The sequence below is a fragment of the Metapseudomonas otitidis genome (assembly GCF_900111835.1).
Lineage (GTDB): Bacteria > Pseudomonadota > Gammaproteobacteria > Pseudomonadales > Pseudomonadaceae > Metapseudomonas > Metapseudomonas otitidis.
This window is the reverse complement of sequence record NZ_FOJP01000008.1, coordinates 188,744-214,574: the sequence shown is the minus strand read 5'-3', so window position 1 is coordinate 214,574 and position 25,831 is coordinate 188,744. Positions and strand designations below refer to the sequence as shown.

Sequence of the window (25,831 nt, the reverse complement as noted above, 5' to 3'; positions counted from 1 at the left end):
CTGTAACTACCACTTCACATATTGATCTTCGACAAAGCCCCACAACCCCTCCACCGGGATCGCCGGACGGCCGTGGGGGCGGAGAACGCCGTCGAAACGGCCGAAGACCTGCTTGAAGTTGCTGGCCAGGAAGCCGGCGTTGAGGCGTTCCTTGTGCAGCCCCTCGCCACGGAAGCGCAGGTCCACCTGCCCGTCATGGGAGGTGATGTGCCAGGGCTCAAGCGGCTGCTGGCGATCGAAGGCGAAGCGCACGGTGTCGACCTTGACCAGCTCGCCGTCCAGCCAGAAGCAGTTCTCGGTGAAGCTGGTCTCGTTGACCCCGCAGGACAGGTTCAGGCCGAGGCGAATCCCCGCCGCCTCGCCGGACAGGCAAGCCCAGTTCCACACCGTTTCCGGGCGCATGTAGCCGGCCGACCAGTCGTGGTGGGCGTAGGCCCCCAGCGTGCCGAGGTCGAACTGCCCCAGTGCGCTCTCGATCCGCCCCTGGCAGGGCACACCGGCCACCTTGCGCGCGTAGACCCAGCCGTCCGCCCCGGCCGGGGTACACAACCCCATGGGCTGGAAGTCCTGCTCGGCGAACAGCGCATCGATGCGGGTGCCGTCGTCCAGTTCCACGCGCAGGCGCTTTTCCCGGCGCTCGGCCTGGTTCTCCAGTCGCAGCAGGTTGCGGCCCACGCGCAGCTCGCAGGTGCCGCTGTCGGGTGACTGGGAAAAGCGTGTGCCCCAACCCAGCGGCAGCTTGAACTGGCGCTCGATCATGCGTCCGCTGGCCGGGTGGAACAGGTAGACGAAGCCCACCCCGAGCAGGCTCAGGTTGGCCAGCGCGCAGCCGCCGATCAGCTCGTTGCTGATGATCCCGAAGTACTGGAACTGATGGAAACGCCGCCACTTGGCCAACGCGCCACGGCGACGCCCCATGGGCGAACGGAAGTCGAAATCCCGGTAGTTGATGAGGGTCGGGGTGGTGTCGAACAGGCCGTAGCGGGGCTGGCCGTCCGGGCCGATCAGCATGTCCATGGGTCGGGCTCTCCGGTTCAGGGGCGAGGGATGCTAGCACCGCCCTCCCGGCGGCACAGTCACCCATGGCGCCAGCCGGAGCGACCATCTACGCCAGTCTCACGCCACCACCTGGTTGCGGCCGAACGCCTTGGCCTGGTACAGCGCCCGGTCGGCATGTTCGTAGAGGGCGTAGAGGTGGGCGATGGGGCTGTCGGCCTCGGGCGCCAGGCAGGCCAGGCCGATGGACAGGGTCAACACCGCACCGGTGCTGGAGCCCTCGTGGGGCACCGCCAGGGCCTGCACCGCAGCACGGATGCGCTCGGCATGCTGGCGCGCCTCCTCTTCCGGGGTGCCGTAGAGCAGCACGGCGAACTCCTCGCCCCCCAGCCGCACGGCCATGTCCAGGGGGCGCCGCGCCGCATCCTCCAGCACCCCGGCCACCCGCTGCAGCGCCACGTCACCGCGCTGGTGGCCATAGAGGTCGTTGTAGGCCTTGAAGTGGTCCACGTCGCACAGCAGCAGCGCCAGCGGCCTCGATTCCCGCTGTGCCTGCCGCCAGACCCGCTCCAGCTGCCGGTTGAAGCTGCGGCGGTTGTGCAGGCCGGTGAGGCTGTCGTGGTCGGCCAGCACCCGCATCAGCCGGCTCACCAGGAAATGCTCGCGGGACTTGTACTCCACCAGGTAGCCGCCCACCGCCCCCAGCAGGTTGCCGCAGACCAGGAACAGCAGGTTGTTCGCCAGCCGCGCCGGCGGCAGGCCCGCCCACAGCTCCAGCGCCACGTAGACCGAGAGCACCAGCACCGCCACCAGCAGCGCCTCCCCCAGGCGCAGGCCCACCACGAAGTAGGCGGCCATGCACACCAGCAGCAAGCCTTCATAGGGAAACGACGGATCGACCCGATGGGCGATGGCCACCACCGCTGCCGCCCCCAGCCCCAGCGCGGCGACGCACGCCTGGCTGAGGGGCGCCAGCAGGTGCACATGGCGCCGCTGCAGCACCAGGCCGCCACAGATCACCAGCAGCACCAGCACCACCACCCGCACCGCCAGCATCCACCAGCGCTCCGCCGTGCTCACCAGCTGGAAATCCAGCACAGCGAAGGCCAGCCACATGGGCAGCGACAGCAGCAGCACGATGCGCTTGAGGTCGAAGGACTGTTCCAGGAAGAACTGCCGGTACTCGTGCTCCAGGGGACGCACGAAACGCAGCTTGCGGAAGCCGACGGCGAGCTGGTCGGCATAGGGATTCGGACGCACATCGTCCAGCCAGGCATGGGGTGTGGTCACGGCCACCTCTTGTTATGGGGCCGGGACCTACTGCTGCGCCCGGCCATGCAGCGTCGGCGCGCTCCGGGCATCCACCTCACATGGATGACGAAGACTGCGCGCGCCTCGACGGCTGCGCGCACGCCACGTTGCACATTAGTAGCCGGCGGGATGGCCTACAAGTGAGCGCCTGGCGTCAGGCCTCGAACTCCGCCTGCAGCGCCGCACGCACGCAATACAGCACGCCTTCCGGCACCCGGCCGCCCAGCAGCTGGGCCACTTCGGCCACCGGCGGCAGCTCGCCCTCGCCGTCGAGGAAGGCGTCCTGCACCTCGCCGAGGGTGTCCTCAGGCAGGTCCAGCGCCTGCTCCAGGCTGAGCTGTTGCGCGGCGATGGCTTCGGCCAGCAGCGCATAGACGTTCTTCTCGGTGCATTGCAGCTGGCGGGCGATCTGCGCCGGGGTCATGCCGGCACGGGCCAGGCTGACCAGCTCGTGGCGCAGGTCCGCCACGGCGCGGGGCGCCTCGGCTTCGGCGCCATTGAGCACCTCGAGGAAGGCCTGGCCGTAGCGCTCCAGCTTGCGTGCACCCACGCCGCTGACCCGCGCCATGTCCGACAGGCTCGACGGCCTGCTGCGCAGCATCTCCAGCAGGGTCGCGTCGGGGAAGATGACGTAGGGCGGCACGCTGTGCTCCTCCGCCAGCTTGCGGCGCAGCGTACGCAGCGCCTCCCACTGCTCGCGCTCGTCGGCACGCACCAGCTGGCTGGCCGCACTGGCGGCCGGCTTGGGCGCCTTGGTGGACAGGTCGCGGCGCAGCTGCAGGGTCACCTCGCCGCGCAGCAGCGGCCGGCACGCCTCGCTCAGGCGCAACCCGCCGAAGCCTTCGAGGTCGATGTCGGCCAGGCCACGCGCCACCAGCTGGCGGAACAGCGTGCGCCACTCCGTCTCGGAAAAGGCCTTTCCCACGCCGAACACCGACAGGTGCTGGTGGCCCGCTGCGCGCACCTTCTCGTTGTCGCGCCCGAGGAGGATGTCCACCAGGTGCCCGACGCCGTAGCGCTGGCCGCTGCGATAGACCGCCGACAGAGCCTGGCGGGCCGGTTCGGTGGCGTCCCAGGTCTGCACCCCGTCGACGCAGATGTCGCAGTGCCCGCAGGGCTGCGGCAGCTCCTCGTCGAAGTAGGCCAGCAGCGCCTGGCGGCGGCAGCGGGTCTCCTCGCAGAGCGCCAGCATCGCCTCCAGCTTGTGCTGCTCGATGCGCTTGTGCCGCTCGTCGCCCTCGGAGTTGTTGAGCATCTGCTTGAGGAAGATCACGTCCTGCAGCCCATAGGCCATCCAGGCGTCCGCCGGCAGGCCGTCACGCCCGGCGCGGCCGGTCTCCTGGTAGTACGCCTCCAGGGATTTCGGCAGGTCCATGTGGGCCACGAAGCGCACGTTGGGCTTGTCGATGCCCATGCCGAAGGCAATGGTCGCCACCATGATCAGCCCCTCCTCGTTGAGGAAGCGCCGCTGGTGGTAGGCCCGCAGCTCGTTCTCCAGGCCCGCGTGGTAGGGCAGCGCCGGGAAGCCCTGCTCGGACAGGAAGGCCGCCACCTCCTCCACCTTCTTGCGCGACAGGCAGTAGACGATGCCGGCATCGCCCTTGCGCTCGGCGAGGAAGCCCAGCAACTGCTTGCGCGGATTGTCCTTGGGCACGATGCGGTAAAAGATGTTCGGCCGGTCGAAGCTCGACAGGAAGCGCTCCGCCTCCTGCAGGTGCAGGCGCTGGACGATCTCCTCGCGGGTGCGGCGGTCGGCGGTGGCGGTCAGCGCGATGCGCGGCACGCCGGGGAACAGCTCGGCCAACTGGCCCAGTTGCAGGTATTCGGGACGGAAGTCGTGGCCCCACTGGGACACGCAGTGGGCTTCATCGATGGCGAACAGGGCGATGTCCAGGCGCTCCAGGAACGCCAGCATGCGTGGCTGCACCAGCCGCTCGGGGGCCAGGTAGAGCAGCTTGATCTCACCCCGGCGGATGCGGTCGGCGATCTCCCGCTGCTCGTCCGCGCCGAGGGTGGAGTTCAGCGCCACCGCCGCCACGCCCAGCTCCTCCAGGGTCGCCACCTGGTCGTCCATCAGCGCAATCAGCGGCGAAACCACCACCGCCAGGCCCTCGCGCATCAGCGCCGGCACCTGGTAGCAGAGGGACTTGCCGCCCCCGGTGGGCATCAGCACCAGGGCATCGCCGCCACGGGCCACGCGCTCGATGATGGCGGCCTGGTTGCCGCGGAAGGCGTCGTAGCCGAATACGTCTTTGAGGATGCGCAGCGCGTGGTCGAGCATGGGGGTCTCCGAAACAAGCCGCGCATTATACGTCAGCCCGCCCGTCGCGATGCCCTCGCCCATCGCCGCGGCTTTTGCCGCCTGCGGCGCACTGGACTAGAATCCACGCTCATTTATCCCCTCAAGGTAGTCCCCCCGATGTCCTTCGCTGAGCAACTGTCCCGCCTGCAAGCCTTTCTCGATGCCGACGACCTGCACGAGGAAGCCCTGGACTACGTGGCAGCCCACGGCTACCTGACGGCCCTGAACATTTCCCCCGAGCCGGTGCCGGACCGCGAGTGGATCGACGCCCTGTTCGCCGAGCCGCCGCACTACCGCGACGCCGCCGAGCACGAAGCCATCGAAGAAGCCCTCCTCCAGCTCAAGGCCCACATCGCCCGCCAACTGGCCAGCGACGAAGACCTCGAACTGCCCTGCGACCTGGACCTGGGCGAAGAGCCCGACGACTCCGACCTGCGCGGCTGGTGCATCGGCTTCATGGAAGGCGTGTTCCTGCGTGAAGCCGCCTGGTTCGAACACGCCGAAGAGGAAGTCAGCGAACTGCTGCTGCCGATCATGGTGGGCTCGGGCCTGTTCGACGAGCAGCCGGAATTCGCCGACATCGCCGCCGATCGCAACCTGGTCGACGAGATGATCGAGCAGATCCCCGAACTGCTGACCGCCCTGTTCCTGCTCTGCCACGCCCCCGAAGAAAAGCCCGCCCTGCTCAAGCCGCGCCACTGAGTCACGCGATGGCCCGCGGCGACATCCCCCGCGCCCGCAGCGCAGCGGTCCGCTATGGACTGCTGTGCATCGGCTGGCTGAGCGTCGCCCTGGGGGTCATCGGCATCTTCCTGCCGGTGCTGCCCACCACCCCCTTCCTGTTGCTGGCGGCCGCCTGCTTCGTGCGCAGCTCCGAGCGCTTCTACCACTGGCTGGTGGACCACCCCCACCTGGGCCCGTGGATCCGTGACTACCTCGAAGGCAACGGCATCCCCCTGCGCGGCAAGGTCTACGCCCTGGTGCTGATGTGGGCGAGCATCCTGTTCTCCTGCTACCTGGTGCCGCGCCCCTGGGCACAGGGCTTCATGCTCACCAGCGCGGTGCTGGTCAGCGTCTACATCCTTCGGCAGAAGACCCTGCACCGCGACTGACGCGGCCCCGACGCCCTCCCGAACTTTCCGACCGCCCTGCAAGGCAAAAGGCCAGGTGCCTGCCTAGACTGCATGAACCCAAGGGGCGGAGACCCTGACGATGCAGCTAGGGCACCACCAGCACTCCCGCACAGCCGGACCGCGCATGGCGTGGCTGCTGCTGGTCGCCTGCGCCCTGCTCAGCCTGCTCGCCCTGGCCGACTGGGACTTCGAGGTGATCCTCAAGAACGCCGAGAAGCGCTACGGCAACCTCGGCCCGGCGCGCCAGCGCATCCTCGACTGGAGCGACCTGATCCAGCGCAGCGGCGAGCTGCCGGAGAAGGACAAGCTCACCGCCGTCAACCGCTTCTTCAACGCCAAGCTGCGTTTCGTCGACGACCAGCGCAACTGGGGCCAGAACGACTACTGGGCCACCCCCATCGAGGCCCTGGTCAAGGGCGCAGGCGACTGCGAGGACTACTCCATCGCCAAGTACTTCACCCTGCGCCGCCTCGGCATTCCCGCCGAGAAGCTGCGCATCACCTACGTCAAGGCGCTGAACTACAACCAGGCGCACATGGTGCTCACCTTCTACGCCACCCCCACGGCGGACCCGCTGGTCCTGGACAACCTGATCAGCGACATCCGCCCCGCCTCCCAGCGCAAGGACCTGCTGCCGGTCTACGCCTTCAACGCCGAGGGGCTCTACACCGGGGGCAAGCGCAGTGGTGACAGCAAGAAGCTCTCGCGCTGGCAGGACATCCTGCAGAAGATGCGCGCCGAAGGCTTCCCGATCGGAGAGGGATAGACGATGTCGTTACTCAAGCAGCTGTTTCTGGCGATCTGCCTGTTCCTGGTGGTGGCCTTCACCGGGAGCTTCCTGGCCGGCGTGGAAAGCTCCCGCGAGCAGCTGCGCAGCCAGCTGCGCTCCCACGCCCAGGACGCCGCCACCGCCCTGGCGCTGTCCATGACGCCCCACGTGGACGACCCGGCCATGCTGGAGCTGATGGTCAGCTCCATCTTCGACAGCGGCTACTTCGCCCGCATCCGCGTGGTGCGCATCAGCGACGGCGAGGTGCAGGTGGAGCGCCAGACCGACACCGTCACCGGCACCGTCCCGCAGTGGTTCGCCCGCATCGTCGACCTCCGTCCCCAGGGCGGCGATGCGCTGATCATGCGCGGCTGGGAGCAGGCCGCCCGGGTCGAGGTGGTCAGCCACCCGCAGTTCGCCCTGGCCAAGCTGTGGGACAGCGCCCTGGGCATGCTTGCCTGGCTGCTGGTGTGCGGGCTGGTCAGCGCCGTGCTCGGCGGCTTCCTCCTGCGCACCCAGTTGCGCCCGCTGGACAACATGGTCCAGCAGGCCCAGGCCATCAGCCGCCGCGAATTCCTCACCCTGCCCCGCGTACCGCGCACCCCCGAGCTCAAGCGCGTGGTGCTGGCCATGAACCAGATGGTCGACAAGCTCAAGACCCTGTTCGCCGAAGAGGCCGCCCGCAGCGAGAAGCTGCGCGAAGAGGCCTACCAGGACACCCTCACCGGCCTGGCCAACCGCCGCCAGTTCGACGCCCGCCTGGCCAACCAGCTCGACCCGTCCGAACAGAATGCCGACGGCTACCTGGTGCTGCTGCGGGTCAACGACCTCGGCGGGCTCAACCAGCGCCTGGGCGGCCAACGCACCGACGCGCTGATCCGCGATGTCGGCGAAGTGCTCGGCCATGCCCTGGCCGAAAGCGGCACGCCCGACTGGTTCGCCTCGCGCAACCGCGGTGGTGAGTTCACCCTGCTGGCCCCCGGCCTTGAAGGCGACGGCGCCGACCGTCTCGCCACCGTGCTCAGCGCCGCCCTGGAGAACCTGCGCGCCACCGGCGCCAGCGACTGCACTCCGGTCGCCCACCTGGGCATCGCCGCCTTCCGCCCCGGGGAGAACCCGGCCGACGTCCTCGCCCGTGCCGACCAGGCCCTGGCCCAGGCCCAGAGCAACCCCTCGCGCCACTGGGAGCGCCTCGACGACTTCCAGGCCAACGCCGGCCAGGGCCTGCACGACTGGCGCGGCTGGATCGACCAGGCCCTCAACGAAGGCAAGCTGCAGCTCTACTTCCAACCCGTGGTGGAGTGCGCCGACACCGGCCGCCTGCTGCACCACAAGGTGCTCGCGCGCCTGCTCGACCCCCAGGGCGAAGCCGTCGCCGCCGGCCGCTTCCTGCCCTGGATCGAGCGCCTGGGCTGGGCCACCCGCTTCGACCTGGCGATGCTCGAGCACACCCTCGACCACCTCGACCTGCACCCCGCCCCGCTGGCCCTCAGCCTTTCCGCCGCCACCCTGCGCGATGCCGCCACCCAGGACCGCCTGCTGGCCGTGCTCAAGGCCCACCCGCAACACAGCACCCTGATGACCCTGGAGGTGGACGAACGCCACCTGCCCCCGCCCGCCGAGCTGGAAGCCTTCAGCCAGCGGGTGCGCGACGCCGGCTTCAACATCGGCCTGCAGCACTTCGGCGGTCGCTTCAGCCTGATCGGCAACCTCACCCACCTCGGCCTCGCCTACCTGAAGGTGGACGGCGCCTACATCCGCCACCTGGACGTGGAGCAGGACAAGCGGGTGTTCATCGAAGCCGTGTACCGCGCCACCAACAGCATCGACCTGCCGCTGATCGCCGAGATGGTGGAAAGCGCCGGCGAACTGGAGGCGCTCAAGGCCCTCGGCATCCTCGGCGCCATGGGCCGCCTGGTGGGTGCGCCGGCGCCCTGGAAGGACTGATCCCGCCCCAGGGCATCGCCAACACCCACCGGGTTTTCTGACGGCGTCCCCATTGCGCCCCGGTGACGGGGCGCCTCGTTCATGCCCTGCCGCCCTCCCCTTCGCCGCGCTTTTTCCTTGCTCCATGCCGGCATCGATAATATGTTAACGAAAAACAAGAACAGGAGACGGCCATGGCCTTTCCGACTCGCACCCTTGCCGCGTTCGACACCTTCAGCCAGTCCCTGCGCGCGGTCTGCGGCAATTTCGAGACCCGCCCATCCACCCAGCACAACCAGTTCATCGGCGACATCCACGCGCATTGCATCGGCCCGCTGGAAACGGCGCACATCCGCACCAACGCCGGGCTCATCGCCCGGGAACGGGTGGGCGTGGACGGCGAGGACGACCGCCACTGCTTCCTGATCTTCCAGCGCAGCGGGCGCCAGTGCATCCGCCAGCGCGGGGTGGAACTGGAGCTGCACGCCGGGGACTTCGCCCTGGTGGATTCCGCCCTGCCCTTCGAGATCCGCCCCCAGGGCCTGATCGAAAACGTCTCGGTGCACCTGGCCCGGCAACGGGTCATGGAGCACTTCCAGGGCCAGCAGCCCTTCGGCCGCCTGGCCCGCAACAGCCTGTCGAGCCGGATGATCCGCGCGCTGGTGGGCTCCATCGGCGACAGCGCCGGCACCCTCGACCCCAGCGCCGACGGCCAGGCCCTGCAGGACGCCCTGCTGGCCCTGCTGGTGCCGGCCCTGGCCGAACGTGTCGAGGCGCTGCCCGAGCACACCGGCGATCTCTACGGCGTGGCGCTGCAACTGATCGGCGAATCCCTGCAGGACGCCGAACTGTCCCCAGCCCTGCTTGCCGAGCGCCTGCACATCTCGGTGCGGCGGCTGTACAGGCTGTTCGAGGACCAGGGCGAGAGCGTCTGCCGCTACATCCAGCGCGCGCGCCTGGACAAGGTCGCCCAGGACCTCAGCGCCCAGGTGCTGCGCCACGAGTCCATCACCCAGATCGCCTTCAAATGGGGCTTCTTCGACGCCGCCCACTTCAGCCGCGCCTTCAAGCGCCAGTTCGAGCTGTCACCCCGGGACTACCGCGCACGGGCCCATTGCGCCTGACCCTCCGCCCCGGCCTGGCAAGGAATGCCAAGAAAGAATGGCAGCCAGGGTCAAGCGACCGGCCGGGGCCAACCCTCTAATACCCCCAGGCACCCATGCCGCTGCCACCCTGCGGCCCGCCGCGAGCGGGCCCCCATAACAAGAAACCCTGAGTCGGAGTACCACGACCGTGAAGACCCTTCCGCTGCTGATAGGGCTGCCCCTTCTGCTTACCAGCCTGCCGGGCGTCGCCGCCGATGCCACCGGCCCCGCCCGTGTCGACGCCCAGCGCCTGGTCCAGGCCGACCGCGAGCCGGGCAACTGGATGAGCCACGGCCGCACCTACGACGAACAGCGCTTCAGCCCGCTGGACCAGGTCAACGCCGGCAACGTCGGCCAGCTCGGCCTGGCCTGGACCACCAAGCTGGAGCTGGATTTCGGCGTCGAAGCCACCCCCATCGTGGTCGACGGCGTGATGTACACCACCAGCGCCTTCAGCGTGGTCTACGCCCTCGACGCCACCAGCGGCGCCGTGCTGTGGAAGTACGACCCCCAGGTCCCGCCGGAGAACCTCGGCCAGGGCTGCTGCGGCCCGGTCAACCGGGGCGTGGCGGTGTGGAACGGCAAGGTCTACGTCGGCAGCTTCGACGGCCGGCTGATCGCCCTCGACGCCGCCACCGGCAAGCCGGTGTGGAGCGTCGACACCATCCTCGACCGCAGCAAGAGCTACTCCATCACCGGCGCCCCGCGCATCGTCAAGGGCAAGGTGCTGATCGGCAACGGCGGCGCCGAGTTCGGCGTGCGCGGCTACGTCACCGCCTACGACGCCGAGACCGGCCAGGAGGCCTGGCGCTTCTACACCGTCCCCGGCGACCCCAAGCTGCCCCCCGAGAACAAGGCCATGGCCATGGCGCTGAAGACCTGGGACGGCGACGGCTGGGTCAAGTGGGGCGGCGGCGGCACCGTGTGGGACTCCATGGCCTACGACCCCGAGCTGGACCTGCTCTACATCGGCACCGGCAACGGCTCGCCGTGGAACTACCAGTTCCGCAGCAACGGCAAGGGCGACAACCTGTTCGTCTCCTCCATCGTCGCCCTGCGCCCGGACAGCGGCGAGTACGTCTGGCACTACCAGGTCACCCCCCAGGACCGCTGGGACTACACCGCCACCCAGCACATGATCCTCGCCGACCTGAAGATCGACGGGCAGCTGCGCAAGGTGCTGATGCAGGCGCCGAAGAACGGCTTCTTCTATGTGCTCGACCGCACCAACGGCAAGCTGCTCTCGGCCCGCAACTACGTCCCGGTGAACTGGGCCAGCGGCATCGACCTCGCCACCGGCCGGCCCATCCTCACCGGCGCCGCCGACTACGCCAAGGAACCCAAGGTGGTGCAGCCCAGCTTCCTCGGCGGGCACAACTGGCACCCCATGTCCTTCAACCCCGTCACCGGCTACGTCTACATCCCCGCCCAGCACACCCTGGCCGAGCTGAAGGCGGCCAAGGAGCCGATGTTCCTGCCCAACAAATCGGTGGTGAACTTCGGCCTCGACGTGCCCAGCCTGCCGGAAGACCCCAAGGTGCTGGAGCAGATCCGCAACGCCTGGACCGGCGAACTGATCGCCTGGGACCCGGTGCGCCAGGCCCCGGCCTGGTCCCACCCCTACGCCGGCGCGGGTAACGGCGGCACCCTCAGCACCGCCGGCAACCTGGTGTTCCAGGGCACCGCCGATGGCCGCGTGGTGGCCTACAGCGCCGACAAGGGCGATACCCTCTGGGAGCACCGCGCCAACTCCGGCGTCATGGCCGGCCCGGTCACCTACAGCGTCAACGGCGAGCAGTACGTCGCCTTCTCCGTGGGCTGGGGCGGCATCATCCCGCGCCTCACCGGCCCGCTGACCAACAAGGGCAAGGTGCGCGCCGAAGCCCGGGTCATCGCCTTCAAGCTGGGTGCCAAGGGCGAACTGCCACCGCCGCGCGAAGCCCCGGTGTTCCCCAACGCCGACCTGCCGCTGAACGCCACGCCCGCGCAACTGGCCCAGGCCCGCGACCTGTTCAACGGCCTGTGCGCCGGCTGCCACGGCCTCAACGCCATCAGCGGCGGCGAAGTCCCGGACCTGCGCTACCTCACCGCCGACAAGCACGCCGCCTTCCCCGCCTACCTCAGCGGCGCGCTGATGCGGCGCGGCATGCCCAACTTCTCCGACATCCTCAAGCCCGAGGACATGGAGCTGATCCGCCAGTACCTGGTCAAGCGCACCCATGACCTCCAGGCCGAGCTGAAACAGGCCGACGCCCCCCACTGACACCACCGCTGTTCCCAGGCGACGCCCACCCGGGCGCCGTCCGGGCGCAGCCATGCCCGAAAAACAACAAGAGAGCCCCGCCATGCCCACACGCCACGCCCTTACCCTCGCCACCGGCCTGCTGCTGGCCGCCCCCTTCGCCCAGGCCGACGTCAAGCCCGATGCCGGCGACTACACCGCCCTGCCCAAGGGCACCGACGTGGTGGTGCTCTACCAGCAGAACCCACGGGGCGACGAGGTCTACTCCGGCGGCCACAAGGTGGCCGACAACCTCGACCTGGACATGACCGTCGGCGTGCTCAGGCTGATCCACTTCACCGACTTCTTCGGCACCGGCTACACCTGGGACCCGCAGATAGTCATCCCCTTCGGCACCCAGGAGGTGGGCGCCAGCGACACTCGCACCTCGGGCCTCGGCGACATCACCTTCGGCGGCACCCTGTGGACCATTGGCGACCTGGCGCGCAACGAGCACCTGGGCTGGTCGGTGTTCGTCACCGCCCCCACCGGCAGCGACAAGAACGACGGCTTCGCCCTCAGCAACAACCGCTGGGCGGTGGACTTCCAGGTCGGCTACATCAAGGGCCTCACCGAGCGCATCAGCTGGGACGTCATCGCCGAAACCGAGTTCTACGGCGACCAGCACAGCACCGATGCCAAGAAGGACCCGCTGATCCAGCTACACAACCACCTGCGCTACAACTTCACCCCCGACACCTACGCCGCCCTCACCTACCGGCACAACTGGGGCGGCCGCGAAACCCTCGACGGCCAGACCCTGGCCACCAGCCGCGACAACGGCACCGTGGGCGTCTCCCTGGCCACCATGGTCAACAAGCAGCTGCAGTTGATGGGCCAGGTGATGCACGACACCCAGGTGCGCGAGGGCGTGAAGATCGACAACTCCCTGCAATTCCGCCTCGCCTACTTCTATTGACCCCCACCGCCTCCTACCAAAGGCCCAGGGCCCGTGCCGTGCATCCCCCGGCACGGGCCCCTATGATCGGCACAGCCCGAGCCCGACATAAGAACGACACGCCATGAAGCCCGCCGCCCTGACCCTGTCCCTGCTCGCCGCCTCCAGCCCGCTGCTGGCCGAGGAAGTCGCCGAACTGGACCCGCTGGAGATCACCGCCTCGCGCACCCGCACCGACTGGCTCACGACCCCGGTCGCCGTCAGCGCCGTGGAGACCGCCAACCGCCCCGGTGAACAGGGTCTGACCCTCGACACCCAGCTCGCCCAGGTGCCCGGCACCTACGTGCAGAGCCGCTACAACTTCGCCCAGGGCATGCGCATCGCCATCCGAGGCTTCGGCGCCCGTTCCAGCTTCGGCGTGCGCGGCGTGCGGGTGCTGGTGGACGGCGTGCCACTGACCATGCCCGACGGCCAGACCGAAATGGACGGCGTCGACACCGCCCTGGTGGAAAGCCTCGAAGTGATCCGCGGCCCGGCCGCCAGCAGCTACGGCAACGCCGCCGGCGGCGTGCTGGCCATCCGCACCCGCGAGCCGGGGGAAACGCCCTTCAGCCAAGTGGATGTCAGCGCCGGCGGCCTCGGCTACCACCGCGTGCGCGCCGAGACCAGCGGCAGCGTCGACAACCTCGGCGGCCTGCTGGCCTTCAACAGCACCCAGCTGGACGGCTACCGCGACCACGGCCGCGCCGAAGCCAACAGCTTCACCGGCAAGCTCGCCTGGCAGGCCGAGGCCGGCCGCCTCGGGCTCAACCTCAGCGCCCTGGACAACCGCTCCGAAGACCCCGGCGCCCTGACCCGCGCCGAAGTCCGCGCCGACCGCAGCCAGGCGCGGGCCCAGAGCCTGCGCTTCAACTCCGACGAACGCATCCGCCAGCAGCGCCTGGCGCTGACCTGGGAAGGCCAGGCCGCCGGCGACGACAGCTACCTGCTGCGCAGCTGGGTCGGCAGCCGCCAGTTCGGCAACCGCCTGCCCCTGCAGAACAACGGCCAGACCCGCTATGACCGCCTGTTCAGCGGCCTTGGCGCCCAGTACACCCACCACACCGAGTGGTTCGGCCTGCCCCAGCGGCTCACCGGTGGCCTCGACCTGGAAGCCCAGCGCGACGACCGCGACCGCCACAACAACCTCGACGGCCGCACCGGCGCCCTGACCCTGGAGCAACGGGAACAGGCCCGCAGCCAGGGCCTGTTCCTGGAAGACGCGATCCAGCTCGGCGAGCGCTGGCAAGCCACCCTCGGGCTGCGCCGCGACAGCGTGAAACTGGAGGTGGACGACCGCTTCCTCAGCAACGGCGACGACTCCAGTGCCCGCACCTACAGCGACTGGAACCGCAGCCTGGGCCTGAGCTACCGGCTGGACGCGCACCACGTGCTCTACGCGCGCTACGCCACCTCCTTCGAAACACCCACCGCCAACGAACTGGCCAACCCGGCCGGCGGCGGCTTCAACCCCGCACTCGGCCCGGCCCAGGCCACCAACCGCGAAGTGGGCCTGAAAGGCGAATGGAACGACCTGCGCTACGAAGCGGCGCTCTACCGCATCGACCTGGACGACGAACTGGTGCCCTACGGCAGCGGCATCACCTACTACGCCAACGCCGGCAAGTCCCGCCGCGACGGCCTGGAACTGAGCCTGGACTGGCGCCTCGACCCGCACTGGCGCCTGGCCGCCGCGTACAGCTACAACGACTACCGCTTCATCGAGTTCAAGAGCGGCAACGCCGACTACGGCGACAACGCCATCCCCGGCATCCCGCGCCAGTCGCTGTTCGCCGAAGTGGCCTACGAATGGGACGGCGGCTACGCCCGCCTCAACAGCGTCACCCAGGACCGGCTCTACGCCGAGAACGCCAACAACGTGCGGGTCGGCGGCTACACCCTGGTCAACGCCCGCCTCGGCACCCGCCTGGAATGGAACGGCCAGGCCCTGGAGCCCTACCTGGGCATCGACAACCTGTTCGGCCGGGACTACTACGACAACATCCGCATCAACGACGGCAACGCCCGCTACTTCGAGCCCGGCCCCGGCCGCGTCATCTATGCCGGCGCCAACCTGAGCTTCTGAAGGGCGCTTCTAAAAAGCGCCCCGTATCGTCTCGCCTAGGAGGTCAGAGCAACCCTCCATTCCTGTAACCACCGGGTGCCCTGGCCCTCTCCCGGAAGGGAGAAGGGAGCAAACCCGAAGCGCGCTGTGGAGCCACGCCGGACTCAGAGATTGAGGCAGGGAATCTGCCCCTTCAGGAGGCCGAGCGCAGTCGTTGCGCAGGGGGACGAGCGGCATGGATGCCGTGAGAGGCGCGCCAGGCCATGGATGGCCCATCGCGCCGGCCCCCGGAGCAATGACGGAGCGAGGGAAGTCTCGCGAAGCGGGACCCGGATGCAGGGGCGAGCCTTTTTGGTTTCTTTTTTGGCGACTGAAAAAAGAGACTCGCCCGGCAAGGCGAAACAGGTGACATCAGCAGCACTCGATAGTCAGCAACGCGCTTTCGGGACACAGCCTTTGGGAGGCTCACAAGATGCCTTACTCCGGCACCTCGACGCTGACGTGGATGGCGTCGTGGCGCCAGAACTCCAGGTCGCAGTCGATCAACCGACCGTGCTGGTCGCGGTTGATGCGGGTGATCTTCAGCGCCGGGCTGCCGGCGGTCACCTTCAGGTGGGTGGCGGCCTCCGGATGCAGCGCGGTGGGCACCATGTCGAAGCGCACCCGCCCGTAGCGGATGGCGTACTCGCTGGCATACAGCTCGGTGAGCGAGCGGGTCAGGTCGAACTCGATGATGCCGGGGAAGTACGCCGGGTTCAGGTAATGCTCCACGTACAGCACCAGCCGCCCATCCACCCGCCGGGCCCGGCGGATCTGGTAGACGCTGGACAGTGCCGGCAACTCCAGCAGCTCGCAGATCTCCACGCTGGCCGGGATCAGCCGCGCCCCCAGCACCTCCGTCCCCGGCACCCGCCCCTGCTCGGCCACCATCGCGTGGAAGTGGCTGCGCACCAGCGGGTTGTAGGCCAGCCGCGGCGGCGAAACGAACCAGCCACGACGCTCCTCGCGGTAGATCAGCCCCTGGGCCTCCAGTTGCCCCAGCGCCTCGCGCAGGGTGATGCGGGTGGTGTCGAACAGCTCGCTGAGCCGGCGCTCGGCCGGCAGCTTGCCACCCAGGGGCAGCAGGCCGTGCTCGATCTGCGCCTGCAGTGCATGGCAGATGGCGGTTACGGTACGGGGCGCCTCATCGCGCATCGAAAGACTCCAGTCTGGAATAGACCAGCACCATAAAAGTGCGGTGCCGGCGGGGTCGTCGCCATCCTAGGCAGCCTGCATGACCGTTCCGTGACACCACCCCGCGCCTGCATGGCCCATGCCAGGAGCATAGCCCCAGCCCACGCGCCATCCACCTTGTAGCCATGGTCTACGCTTGCTCTCGCCGCGACCGCAGGCGAGGTCGCGGTGTGCCGTGAAATAAAACCGTCATCCAGGGCCATTAGATTGGCCTGGGTCTTGCTGATCTAGACCAACAACACAACCCCGCTAAGGAGCTTCATATGAAACGCCTGCTGCTGGCTTCACTGATTGGAACGACCCTGGCCATGAGCAACCTGGCCATGGCTGACGACGCTGCCCTGAAGACCCTCGAAGAAGCCGCCCGCAAGGAAGGCGCCGTGAACAGCGTGGGCATGCCCGACAGCTGGGCCAACTGGAAGGACACCTGGGTCGACCTGGAGAAGAAGTACGGCCTCAAGCACATGGACACCGACATGAGCTCGGCGCAGGAAATCGCCAAGTTCGCCGCCGAGAAGGACAACGCCACCGCCGACATCGGTGACGTCGGCGCCGCCTTCGGCCCCATCGCCAAGGAGCAGGGTGTTACCCAACCCTACAAGCCCAGCACCTGGGAGCAGGTCCCCGCCTGGGCCAAGGATGCCGACGGCCACTGGGCCCTCGCCTACACCGGCTCCATCGCCTTCATCGTCAACAAGCAGCTGGTCAAGGAAGTGCCCAAGTCCTGGGCGGACCTGAAGAAGGGCAAGTACAAGGTCGCCATCGGTGACGTCAGCGCCGCCGCCCAGGCGGTGAACGGCGTGCTGGCCGCCGCCATCGCCAACGGCGGTGACGAGAAGAACATCCAGCCGGGCCTGGAATTCTTCGCCGAGATCGCCAAGCAGAAGCGCCTGTCGCTGTCCAACCCGACCATCCAGACCCTGGAGAAGGGCGAGGTGGAAGTGGGCATCGTCTGGGACTTCAACGGCCTCTCCTACCGTGACCAGATCGATCCCAGCCGCTTCGAGGTGCTGATCCCCTCCGACGGCTCGGTCATCTCCGGCTACACCACCATCATCAACAAGTACGCCAAGAACCCGAACGCCGCGAAGCTGGCCCGCGAGTACATCTTCAGCGACGCCGGCCAGATCAACCTGGCCAAGGGCAACGCCCGCCCGATCCGCGCCGAGCACCTGACCCTGCCGGCCGAGGTGCAGGCCAAGCTGCTGCCCAACGAGCAGTACGCCAAGGTCCAGCCGATCAAGGATGCCAAGGCCTGGGAAGCCACCTCGAAGGCCCTGCCGCAGCAATGGCAGGAGCAGGTCATCATCGAGATGGAATAAGCCCGGTCGCCCGCCCCGGTGTGCCACGCGCACCGGGGCGAGCCCCCGCTTGAGGCAGTCAGAATGAAGAGAAAAGCCGTCCTCGTCCTGCTCGACGGGCTGAACCACCCGGTGGCCAGCCACGCCATGGGCCACCTGCTCGCCTGGTGCGCCGCCGACCGTGCCGCGCTGTACCGCCTGGATTGCGAGCTGCCGGCGCTGTCGCGCCCGCTCTACGAATGCATCCTCACCGGCGTGCCGCCCATCGACAGCGGCATCGTCCACAACGACGTCTCGCGCCTGTCCCGCGAGCGCAGCCTGTTCCACATTGCCCACGACGCCGGGCTCAGCACCGCGGCCGCGGCCTACCACTGGTTCAGCGAGCTGTACAACCGCTCGCCCTTCGACCCGGCCCGCGACCGCCACACCGAGGCCCCCGAGCTGCCCATCCAGTACGGGCACTTCTACTGGGCCGACCACTACCCCGACGCGCACCTGTTCGCCGACGCCGAGCACCTGCGCCTGCGCCACAGCCCCGATGTGCTGCTGGTGCACCCGATGAACATCGACGACGCCGGCCACAAGCACGGCCTGGACAGCGCCCAGTACCGCAACGCCGCGCGCATGGCCGACGTCATCCTCGCCGAGTACCTGCAGCGCTGGGTGGATGCCGGCTACCAGGTGATGGTCACCGCCGACCACGGCATGAACGCCGACCGCTCCCACAACGGCACCCTGCCGGAGGAGCGCGAAGTGCCGCTGTTCGTCATCGGCGACGCCTTCAGCCTCGACCCGACCGCCCGCCCGCTGCAGACCGAACTCTGCGGCACCCTCTGCGAGCTGCTGGGCATCCCCCACGACAAACCCTTCTGCCGGGAGCTGTTGAAGTGAATTCAGCCAACCGCGGCAAATGGCTGGCCCTCCTGTGCCTGCTGCCCTTCGCCGTCTTCTTCGTGATCTTCCAGATCGCCCCGCTGGCCTGGGTGGCCATCAACAGCCTGAACAGCCCCGAAGGCTGGGGCCTGGGCAACTACGCCAAGGTGTTCAGCTCCAAGTTCTACCTGCAGGCCATCAGGCACAGCCTGGAGATCGCCTTCTGGTCGAGCCTGTTCGGCATCGTCATCGCCGTGCTCGGCAGCTACTCGCTACGCCAGGTGGACAGCCGCCTGCGCGACTTCGTCATGGCCTTCTCCAACATGACCAGCAACTTCGCCGGGGTGCCGCTGGCGTTCGCCTTCATCATCCTGCTGGGCTTCAACGGCGCGCTGACCCTGCTGCTCAAGCAGAGCGGGCTGATCGAGGACTTCAACCTCTACTCCAAGACCGGCCTGATCGTGCTCTACACCTACTTCCAGATTCCCCTGGGGGTGCTGCTGCTCTACCCCGCCTTCGACGCCCTGCGCCAGGACTGGCGCGAGTCGGCGGCGCTGCTGGGCGCCGGCACCTGGCACTTCTGGCGCTACATCGGCCTGCCGGTGCTGACCCCGGCGCTGCTGGGCACCTTCATCATCCTGCTGGCCAACGCCCTGGGCGCGTACGCCACGGTGTACGCGCTGACCACCGGCAACTTCAACGTGCTGCCGATCCGCATCGCCGCCATGGTGGCCGGCGACATCGCCCTCAACCCGACCCTGGCCAGCGCTCTGGCCATGGTGCTGGTGGGGCTGATGGCGCTGATCACCGTCGTCCACCAGTGGCTGTTGAAGAGGAGCTACCATGTCGCGCGCTGAAACCCGGGCCGCCGGCCTGTACCACCGCCTGGTGGTCTGGGTGCTGTTCCTGATCCTGCTGCTGCCGCTGGCCGGCACCCTGCTCTATTCGCTGTCCACCAGCTGGTCGGCGACCATCCTGCCGGACGGGCTGACCTTCAAGTGGTACCTGGCGCTGTGGAGCGACGCCCGCTTCCTCGCCGCCTTCGGCCAGTCGCTGCTGGTGTGCTTCGGCGCCCTGGCGCTGTCGGTGGTGCTGATCCTGCCGCTGCTGTTCGTGGTGCACTACCACTTCCCGAAGCTGGACGCGCTGATGAACATCCTCATCCTGCTGCCCTTCGCGGTGCCGCCGGTGGTGTCCTCGGTGGGCCTGCTGCAGCTCTACGGCTCCGGCCCGCTGGCGATGATCGGCACGCCGTGGATCCTCATCGGCTGTTACTTCACCGTGGCCCTGCCTTTCATGTACCGGGCCATCACCAACAACCTCCAGGCGATCAACCTGCGCGACCTGATGGACGCCGCCCACCTGCTCGGCGCCAGCACCTGGAAGGCCGCCTTCCTGGTGGTGCTGCCGAACCTGCGCAAGGGCCTGATGGTGTCGCTGTTCCTGTCGTTCTCCTTCCTCTTCGGCGAGTTCGTCTTCGCCAACCTGCTGGTGGGCACCCGCTACGAGACCCTGCAGGTGTACCTGAACAACATGCGCAACAGCAGTGGCCACTTCAATAGCGCCCTGGTGATCTCCTACTTCCTCTTCGTGCTGCTGGGCACCTGGGCAGCCAACCGTCTGAACAAGGACAAGGCATGAGCTTTCTCTCGATCCGCGGCCTGCACAAACGCTACGGCCAGACCACCATCTTCACCGACATCGATTGCGAGATCGGCAAGGGCGAGTTCGTCACCCTCCTCGGCCCCTCGGGCTGCGGCAAGTCGACCCTGCTGCGCTGCATCGCCGGCCTCACCGAGGTGGACGGCGGGCAGATCCTGCTGGACGGCCAGGACCTGGTGCCGCTGTCGCCGCAGAAGCGCGGCATCGGCATGGTGTTCCAGAGCTACGCCCTGTTCCCCAACATGACCGCCGCGCAGAACGTCGCCTTCGGCCTGCGCATGCAGAAGGTCGGCAAGGACGACAGCGCCCGCCGCGTGCAGGAAGCCCTGGCCATGGTGGAGCTGGACCAGCACGCCGAGCGCTACCCCCACCAGCTTTCCGGCGGCCAGTGCCAGCGCGTGGCCCTGGCCCGCTCCCTGGTGACCCGCCCGCGCCTGCTGCTGCTGGACGAGCCGCTCTCGGCCCTCGACGCACGCATCCGCAAGCACCTGCGCGAGCAGATCCGCAGCATCCAGCAGGACCTGGGGCTGACCACCATCTTCGTCACCCACGACCAGGAGGAGGCGCTGACCCTGTCCGACCGCATCTTCCTGATGAACGCCGGGCGCATCGTCCAGAGCGGCGATGCCGAGACCCTCTACACCGCCCCGGTGGACGCCTTCGCCGCCGGCTTCATCGGCAACTACAACCTGCTGGAGGCCGAAGCCGCCAGCCGCCTGCTGCAACGGCCGGTCAGCGCCCGCGTGGCGATCCGCCCGGAGGCCATCGCCCTGGGCGAAGGCGGCATCGAAGCCGAAGTGCGCAGCCACAGCCTGCTGGGCAACGTGATCCGCTACCGGGTCCAGGCCCAGGGCGTGGAGCTGCTGGTGGACGTGCTCAACCGCTCCGCCGACGACCTGCACCCGGTGGGCCGGCGCATCGGCCTGCGCATCGATGCGGACGCTGTCCGGGAGGTGGCGTGATGGCCCTGGCGATCTTCGACCTTGACGACACCCTGATCGACGGCGACTGCGCCAGCCTGTGGAGCGCGCACATGGCCGACCTCGGCTGGGTCGACCGCGACTCGTTCCTGGCCAGGGACCACGAGCTGATGACCCTCTACGCCGAGGGCAAGCTGGCCATGGAGGACTACATGACCTTCAGCCTCTCGCCCCTGGTGGGCCGCACCGCCGAGGAAGTCGCCTCGGTGGTGGAACCCTTCGTCGAGGACGTGATCGAGCCGATCATCCACAGCGACGCCATGCGCAGCCTGGCCGGGCACCGCCAGGCCGGCGACCGGCTGCTGATCATCTCCGCCTCGGCGCACTTCCTGGTGAGCGCCATCGGCGAGCGGCTGGGGGTGGAGGAAGTCCTGGCCATCGACCTGGCCGAAGAACACGGCCACTACAGCGGCAAGACCCGGGGTGTGCTGACCTACCGCGACGGCAAGGTGACCCGCCTGAACGCCTGGCTGGCCGAACACGGCGAGCGCCTGGACGGCGCCTATTTCTATTCCGACTCGCGCAACGACCTGCCGCTGCTGGGCATGGTGGACAACCCCCGCGTGGTCAACCCCGATCCGGTGCTGCGCGCCCACGCCGAGCAGGCCGGCTGGCCGATCCTGGCCTGGCGCTGAGGCCGCTCAGGCCAGCAGCGCCACCGACTTGATCTGCGCCCAGACCGCCTGGCCCGGGTGCAGCCCGAGCTGGTCGTGGGAGTAGCGGGTGATGCGCGCCAGCAGCGGCGTGCCCTCCACGTCCAAACGCACCAGCACGTGGGCGGCGTTGTCCGCCGGGATGCTGTCGCGCACCGTGGCCGGCAGCAGGTTGAGGATGCTGCTGTCCGCCTGCCGCTGCAGGCTCAGGCTGACGTCGCGCGCGCGCACCGTGAAGCGCACCCGCCGCCCCGCCTCGGCGGGCGCATGGGCCACCCGCACGCTGAGGCCGCTATCCGGCAGGCCGAGGGTCAGCAGCTGGTAAGCGGCGTCGTGGGCCACCACCCGCCCTTCCACCACCACGCCGGCGTCGTCGTCCAGGGCCGTGGGCAGGTCCAGCCGCGCCAGGGTCTCGCCCAGAGGCCCGCTGGCCAGCACGCGGCCGGCCTCCAGCAGCACCAGGTGATCCGCCAGGCGCGCCACTTCTTCCGGGGAATGGCTGACGTAGAGCACGGGGATGTCCAGCTCGTCGTGCAGGCGTTCCAGGTACGGCAGGATCTCCGCCTTGCGCTTGCCGTCCAGGGCCGCCAGGGGTTCGTCCATCAGCAGCAGTCGGGGGCTGGTGAGCAGCGCCCGGGCCATGCCCACGCGCTGCCGCTCGCCGCCGGACAGCCGCGCCGGCATGCGCTCCAGCAGGTGCTCGATGCCCAGCAGCGCCACCGCTTGGTCGAAGGGCACGCGGCGTTGGGCCGCCGGGATGCGCCGCTCACCGAACGCCAGGTTGCGCCGCACCGACAGGTGCTCGAACAGGCTCGCCTCCTGGAACACGTAGCCCAGGGCGCGCCGATGGGTGGGCACGAACAGGCCACGGGCGCTGTCCTGCCAGACCTCGCCGTTGACCTCCACGCGGCCCTCGGCCCGCTCCAGCCCGGCCAGGCAGCGCAGCACGCTGGTCTTGCCGGAGCCGGAATGGCCGAACAGCGCGGTCACCCCGCGCCCCGGCAGGTCCAGGTCGGTGTCCAGCTCGAAGCCCGGCCAGGCCAGGCGCAGCCGGGCACGGATGCAGTCGTCGGTGCTCATTTCAGCTCCAGCCCGGCTTGAGCCGGCGGCTGGAATACAGCGCCAGCAGGATGAGGAAGGAGAACACCACCATGCCGCCCGCCAGCCAGTGGGCCTGGGCGTATTCCATGGCCTCGACGTGGTCGAAGATCTGCACCGACACCACGCGGGTCTTCTCCGGGATGTTGCCGCCGATCATCAGCACCACGCCGAACTCCCCCACCGTGTGGGCGAAGCCGAGGATGGACGCGGTGATGAAGCCGGGCCGGGCCAGCGGCAGCACCACATGGAAGAAAGTGTCCCAGGGGCCGGCCCGCAGGGTGGCGGCCACCTCCAGCGGGCGCGGGCCGATGGCGTCGAAGGCGTTCTGCAGCGGCTGCACCACGAAGGGCATCGAGTAGAACACCGAACCCACCACCAGCCCGGCGAAGGTGAACGGCAAGGTGCCGAGCCCCAGGGCCTGGGTGAACTGCCCGACGAAGCCGTGGGGCCCCATGCTCACCAGCAGGTAGAAGCCGATGACCGTGGGCGGCAGCACCAGCGGCAGCGCCACCACCGCGCCCACCGGGCCCTTGAGCCAGGAGTCGGTCCGCGACAGCCACCAGGCGATGGGCGTGCCCAGCACCAGCAGCAGGGCCGTGGTCAGGGTCGCCAGTTCCAGGGTCAGCCGGATGGCCGCCCAGTCGTCACCGCTCAGGGGCATGCAGGGTTCCTTGAATCAGGGCACGCAGCGGGCAGCCGCCGCGTCAGGGTTTCTCGATCTGGTAGCCGAAGGACTTGATCACCGTGGCCGCCTTCTCGCCCTTGAGGTAGTCCACCAGGGCCTGGGCGGCGGGGTTGTCCTTGCCCTTGGCGAGGATCACCGCGTCCTGCTTGATCGGGTCGTGCAGGGCTGCCGGGACGATCCAGGCGGAGCCGCCGGTCACCTTGCCATCCTTGTAGATCTGCGACAACGCCACGAAGCCCAGCTCGGCATTGCCGGTGGCGATGAACTGGTGGGCCTGGGTGATGTTCTGGCCTTCCACCAGCTTGCCCTTGACCTCGGCGGTCAGGCCCAGCTTCTCCAGCACCTGGGTGGCGGCCAGGCCGTAGGGGGCGGCCTTGGGGTTGGCGATGGAGAGGTGCTGGTAGTCGTTCTTCTTCAGCACCTCGCCCTGGGCGTCCACGTAGCCGGGCTTGGCCGACCACAGGGCCAGGGTGCCGATGGCGTAGGTGAAGCGCGAGCCGGGCACGGTGGCGCCCTCCTGCTCCAGCTTGGCCGGGGTGCTGTCGTCGGCGGAGAGGAACACCTCGAACGGCGCGCCGTTCTGGATCTGAGCGTAGAACTGGCCGGTGGCACCGGTGGCGATCACCAGCTTGTGGCCGGTGTCCTGCTCGAAGTCCTTGGCGATGGCTTGGATCGGCGCGGTGAAGTTGGCGGCGACGGCCACCTGGACGTCCTGGGCCAGGGCCAGGTGGGCGGCGGCACTGGCGGCCAGGGCGACGAACACGCGGGACAGCTGAAGCATGGGAAGCACTCCTTTGTTCTTGTGCGGGAAGGGCGAAGCGGTGAGCGGGTGGAGACTCTACACCAGTCGCTATATACAAAACCACACAGCGAAAAAAGGAATCCCACGGACTGTCGCAACAGCCCGTGGAACCGCCCAGGCGAGGCCGTCAGCGCACATCAATGCGCGTTTGCCGCCGCCCCCGCCTTGGCGCCGAAGGGCGGCTTGGCCAGCCAGATCAGCAGGATGAGGCCCATGCAGACCCAGCCGATCATCGTGAAGTAGTCGATGGTCGACATCATGTAGGCCTGCCCGGTGACGATGCGATCCAGCGCCGCCGCGTTCTGCTGGGTGACCCCGCCCATCTGCTCCAGCATCTGCCGGGTGCCCGGCTCGTAGGTGCTGATGTGCTCGGTGAGGTACGCATGGTGCTGGTCGGCCCGGCGTATCCAGATCCAGGTGGTGAGGGACGCCGCGAAGCTGCCGCCCAGGGTCCGCAGGAAGGTGGCCAGGCCCGAGCCGTCGGCGATCTCGTGCTGGGGCAGGTCCGACAGCAGGATGCTGAGGATCGGCATGAAGAACAGCGCCACGCCGAAGCCCATGAACAGCTGCACCAGGGCGATGTGGGTGTAGTCCACCTCGGTGGTGAAGGACGCGCGCATGAAGCAGCTGGCGCCGATGGCGAAGAACGCCAGGCTGGCCAGCACCCGCAGGTCGAAGTTCTGCGCGTAGCGCCCGACGAAGGGCGACATGATCACCGGCAGCAGGCCGATGGGCGCCGCCGCCAGGCCGGCCCAGGTGGCGGTATAGCCCAGCTGGGTCTGCAGCCACTGCGGCAGCAGCAGGTTGATGCCGAAGAACGCCGCGTAGCCGCCCACCAGCGCCAGGGTGCCGGCGCTGAAGTTGCGGTGGCGGAACAGCCGCAGGTTGACGATGGGGTGGCGATCGGTGAACTCCCAGATGACGAACACGGCCAGGGCGATGGCGGCGATCACGCTGCCGGTGATGATGAAGCTCGACTCGAACCAGTCCAGGTCGTTGCCCTTGTCCAGCACGATCTGCAACGCGCCGACGCCGATCACCAGGGTGGCCAGGCCGACCCAGTCCATGGGCTCGCGCTTGAGGGCCACCGGCCGCTTGCGCAGCTGCTGGTAGACCACGAAGGCGGCGAACAGGCCGATGGGCAGGTTGATGAAGAAGATCCACGGCCAGCTGAAGTCATCGGTGATCCAGCCGCCGAGGATCGGCCCGGCGATGGGCGCCACCACCGTGACCATCGCCAATAGCGCCAGGGCCATGCCGCGCTTGGCCGGCGGGTAGATGGACAGCAGCAGGGTCTGGGTGATGGGGTACAGCGGCCCGGCGACGAAGCCCTGCAGGGCGCGGAAGGCCACCAGGCTGTTCATCGACTGGGCCACCCCGCAGAGGAACGACGCCAGCACGAACAGCAGCGCGGCGGCGATGAACAGGCGCACCTCCCCCACCCGCCGGCTCATCCAGCCGGTGAGCGGGAGGGCGATGGCGTTGCTCACCGCAAAGGAGGTGATGACCCAGGTGCCCTGCTCCGAACTCACCCCCAGGTTGCCGGCGATGGTGGGCAGGGCGACGTTGGCGATGGTGGTGTCCAGCACCTGCATGAAGGTGGCCAGGGACAGGCCCACCGTGGCCAGGACCAGGTTCGGCGGGGTGAAGCTGGCGGCGGCGTTCTCGCTCATGGT

Annotated in this window: 22 protein-coding genes; 14 read left to right on the top strand and 8 right to left on the bottom strand. The window is 68.6% G+C overall.

What is annotated here, in order from left to right; all coding sequences use genetic code 11:
• Positions 1–6: 6 nt before the first annotated feature.
• The 3 genes from BM198_RS12320 to recQ all read right to left on the bottom strand — a co-directional run bounded on the left by BM198_RS12320 (position 7) and on the right by recQ (position 4,588).
• Positions 7–1,017, bottom strand: coding sequence for a DUF2804 domain-containing protein (locus BM198_RS12320; protein WP_074970271.1), 1,011 nt, complete (start codon positions 1,015–1,017; stop codon positions 7–9).
• A 99-nt stretch (positions 1,018–1,116) separates the two neighbouring features.
• The gene (locus tag BM198_RS12315; RefSeq protein ID WP_074970269.1) at positions 1,117–2,286 is read right to left on the bottom strand and encodes a GGDEF domain-containing protein; all 1,170 of its coding nucleotides are present in this window, start codon (positions 2,284–2,286) and stop codon (positions 1,117–1,119) included.
• 175 nt (positions 2,287–2,461) lie between these two features.
• Positions 2,462–4,588, bottom strand: coding sequence for a DNA helicase RecQ (recQ, locus tag BM198_RS12310; protein ID WP_044408841.1), 2,127 nt, complete (start codon positions 4,586–4,588; stop codon positions 2,462–2,464).
• A gap of 138 nt (positions 4,589–4,726) precedes the next feature.
• Here recQ and BM198_RS12305 point away from each other — a divergent pair, with 138 nt between their 5' ends.
• The 8 genes from BM198_RS12305 (at position 4,727) to BM198_RS12270 (ending at position 14,886) form a co-directional block, all read left to right on the top strand.
• Positions 4,727–5,311, top strand: a complete 585-nt coding sequence (locus BM198_RS12305) for a UPF0149 family protein (RefSeq protein ID WP_074970267.1) — start codon at positions 4,727–4,729, stop codon at positions 5,309–5,311.
• Positions 5,312–5,319: 8 nt separating this feature from the next.
• Entirely contained in the window at positions 5,320–5,721 is a 402-nt protein-coding gene (locus BM198_RS12300) for a YbaN family protein (RefSeq protein WP_074970265.1), read from the top strand.
• 145 nt (positions 5,722–5,866) lie between these two features.
• Positions 5,867–6,508, top strand: a complete 642-nt coding sequence (gene lapG, locus BM198_RS12295) for a cysteine protease LapG (RefSeq protein WP_044408850.1) — start codon at positions 5,867–5,869, stop codon at positions 6,506–6,508.
• A 3-nt stretch (positions 6,509–6,511) separates the two neighbouring features.
• Positions 6,512–8,458: a cyclic di-GMP receptor LapD gene (gene lapD, locus BM198_RS12290; protein ID WP_044408853.1), complete on the top strand. Its 1,947-nt coding sequence runs from the start codon at positions 6,512–6,514 to the stop codon at positions 8,456–8,458.
• A gap of 173 nt (positions 8,459–8,631) precedes the next feature.
• Positions 8,632–9,561, top strand: a complete 930-nt coding sequence (feaR, locus tag BM198_RS12285; RefSeq protein ID WP_074970263.1) for a transcriptional regulator FeaR — start codon at positions 8,632–8,634, stop codon at positions 9,559–9,561.
• Positions 9,562–9,730: 169 nt separating this feature from the next.
• A complete protein-coding gene (locus BM198_RS12280) occupies positions 9,731–11,845 on the top strand; it encodes a PQQ-dependent dehydrogenase, methanol/ethanol family (protein ID WP_074970261.1) in 2,115 nt (704 codons plus the stop codon).
• An 82-nt stretch (positions 11,846–11,927) separates the two neighbouring features.
• On the top strand, positions 11,928–12,782 hold the full coding sequence (locus BM198_RS12275; RefSeq protein WP_074970259.1) for a transporter: 855 nt from the start codon (positions 11,928–11,930) through the stop codon (positions 12,780–12,782).
• A gap of 103 nt (positions 12,783–12,885) precedes the next feature.
• Complete coding sequence (locus tag BM198_RS12270; protein ID WP_074970257.1) at positions 12,886–14,886, top strand: TonB-dependent receptor family protein; 2,001 nt, start codon at positions 12,886–12,888, stop codon at positions 14,884–14,886.
• Positions 14,887–15,342: 456 nt separating this feature from the next.
• Here the strand turns inward: BM198_RS12270 and BM198_RS12265 are convergent, their stop codons facing one another.
• On the bottom strand, positions 15,343–16,059 hold the full coding sequence (locus BM198_RS12265) for a UTRA domain-containing protein (RefSeq protein WP_044408867.1): 717 nt from the start codon (positions 16,057–16,059) through the stop codon (positions 15,343–15,345).
• A 302-nt stretch (positions 16,060–16,361) separates the two neighbouring features.
• Here BM198_RS12265 and BM198_RS12260 point away from each other — a divergent pair, with 302 nt between their 5' ends.
• The 6 genes from BM198_RS12260 to BM198_RS12235 all read left to right on the top strand — a co-directional run bounded on the left by BM198_RS12260 (position 16,362) and on the right by BM198_RS12235 (position 21,549).
• The gene (locus BM198_RS12260; RefSeq protein ID WP_044408870.1) at positions 16,362–17,420 is read left to right on the top strand and encodes an ABC transporter substrate-binding protein; all 1,059 of its coding nucleotides are present in this window, start codon (positions 16,362–16,364) and stop codon (positions 17,418–17,420) included.
• 63 nt (positions 17,421–17,483) lie between these two features.
• Positions 17,484–18,290 carry an alkaline phosphatase family protein gene (locus BM198_RS12255; protein ID WP_074970255.1) on the top strand — a complete coding sequence of 269 codons (807 nt, stop codon included), beginning with the start codon at positions 17,484–17,486 and terminating at the stop codon, positions 18,288–18,290.
• Positions 18,287–19,129, top strand: a complete 843-nt coding sequence (locus BM198_RS12250; protein WP_074970253.1) for an ABC transporter permease — start codon at positions 18,287–18,289, stop codon at positions 19,127–19,129. The genes BM198_RS12255 and BM198_RS12250 overlap by 4 nt, the downstream gene beginning before the upstream one ends.
• Positions 19,116–19,913 carry an ABC transporter permease gene (locus BM198_RS12245; RefSeq protein WP_044408879.1) on the top strand — a complete coding sequence of 266 codons (798 nt, stop codon included), beginning with the start codon at positions 19,116–19,118 and terminating at the stop codon, positions 19,911–19,913. Before BM198_RS12250 ends, BM198_RS12245 begins: the two co-directional genes overlap by 14 nt.
• Positions 19,910–20,896 (top strand): ABC transporter ATP-binding protein, encoded by a 987-nt coding sequence (locus BM198_RS12240; protein WP_044408881.1) that lies wholly within the window; start codon positions 19,910–19,912, stop codon positions 20,894–20,896. The genes BM198_RS12245 and BM198_RS12240 overlap by 4 nt, the downstream gene beginning before the upstream one ends.
• A complete protein-coding gene (locus tag BM198_RS12235) occupies positions 20,896–21,549 on the top strand; it encodes an HAD family hydrolase (RefSeq protein ID WP_074970251.1) in 654 nt (217 codons plus the stop codon). The genes BM198_RS12240 and BM198_RS12235 overlap by 1 nt, the downstream gene beginning before the upstream one ends.
• A gap of 6 nt (positions 21,550–21,555) precedes the next feature.
• Here BM198_RS12235 and modC read toward each other — a convergent pair whose 3' ends face one another.
• From modC to BM198_RS12215, 4 genes are all read right to left on the bottom strand, one after another.
• Positions 21,556–22,647: a molybdenum ABC transporter ATP-binding protein gene (gene modC / locus BM198_RS12230; protein ID WP_074970249.1), complete on the bottom strand. Its 1,092-nt coding sequence runs from the start codon at positions 22,645–22,647 to the stop codon at positions 21,556–21,558.
• 1 nt (position 22,648) lies between these two features.
• The gene (gene modB / locus BM198_RS12225; protein ID WP_069563663.1) at positions 22,649–23,329 is read right to left on the bottom strand and encodes a molybdate ABC transporter permease subunit; all 681 of its coding nucleotides are present in this window, start codon (positions 23,327–23,329) and stop codon (positions 22,649–22,651) included.
• Positions 23,330–23,372: 43 nt separating this feature from the next.
• Positions 23,373–24,134, bottom strand: coding sequence for a molybdate ABC transporter substrate-binding protein (modA, locus tag BM198_RS12220; protein WP_074970247.1), 762 nt, complete (start codon positions 24,132–24,134; stop codon positions 23,373–23,375).
• Between the two features lie 158 nt (positions 24,135–24,292).
• On the bottom strand, positions 24,293–25,828 hold the full coding sequence (locus BM198_RS12215; RefSeq protein WP_074970362.1) for a DHA2 family efflux MFS transporter permease subunit: 1,536 nt from the start codon (positions 25,826–25,828) through the stop codon (positions 24,293–24,295).
• Positions 25,829–25,831 lie beyond the last annotated feature (3 nt).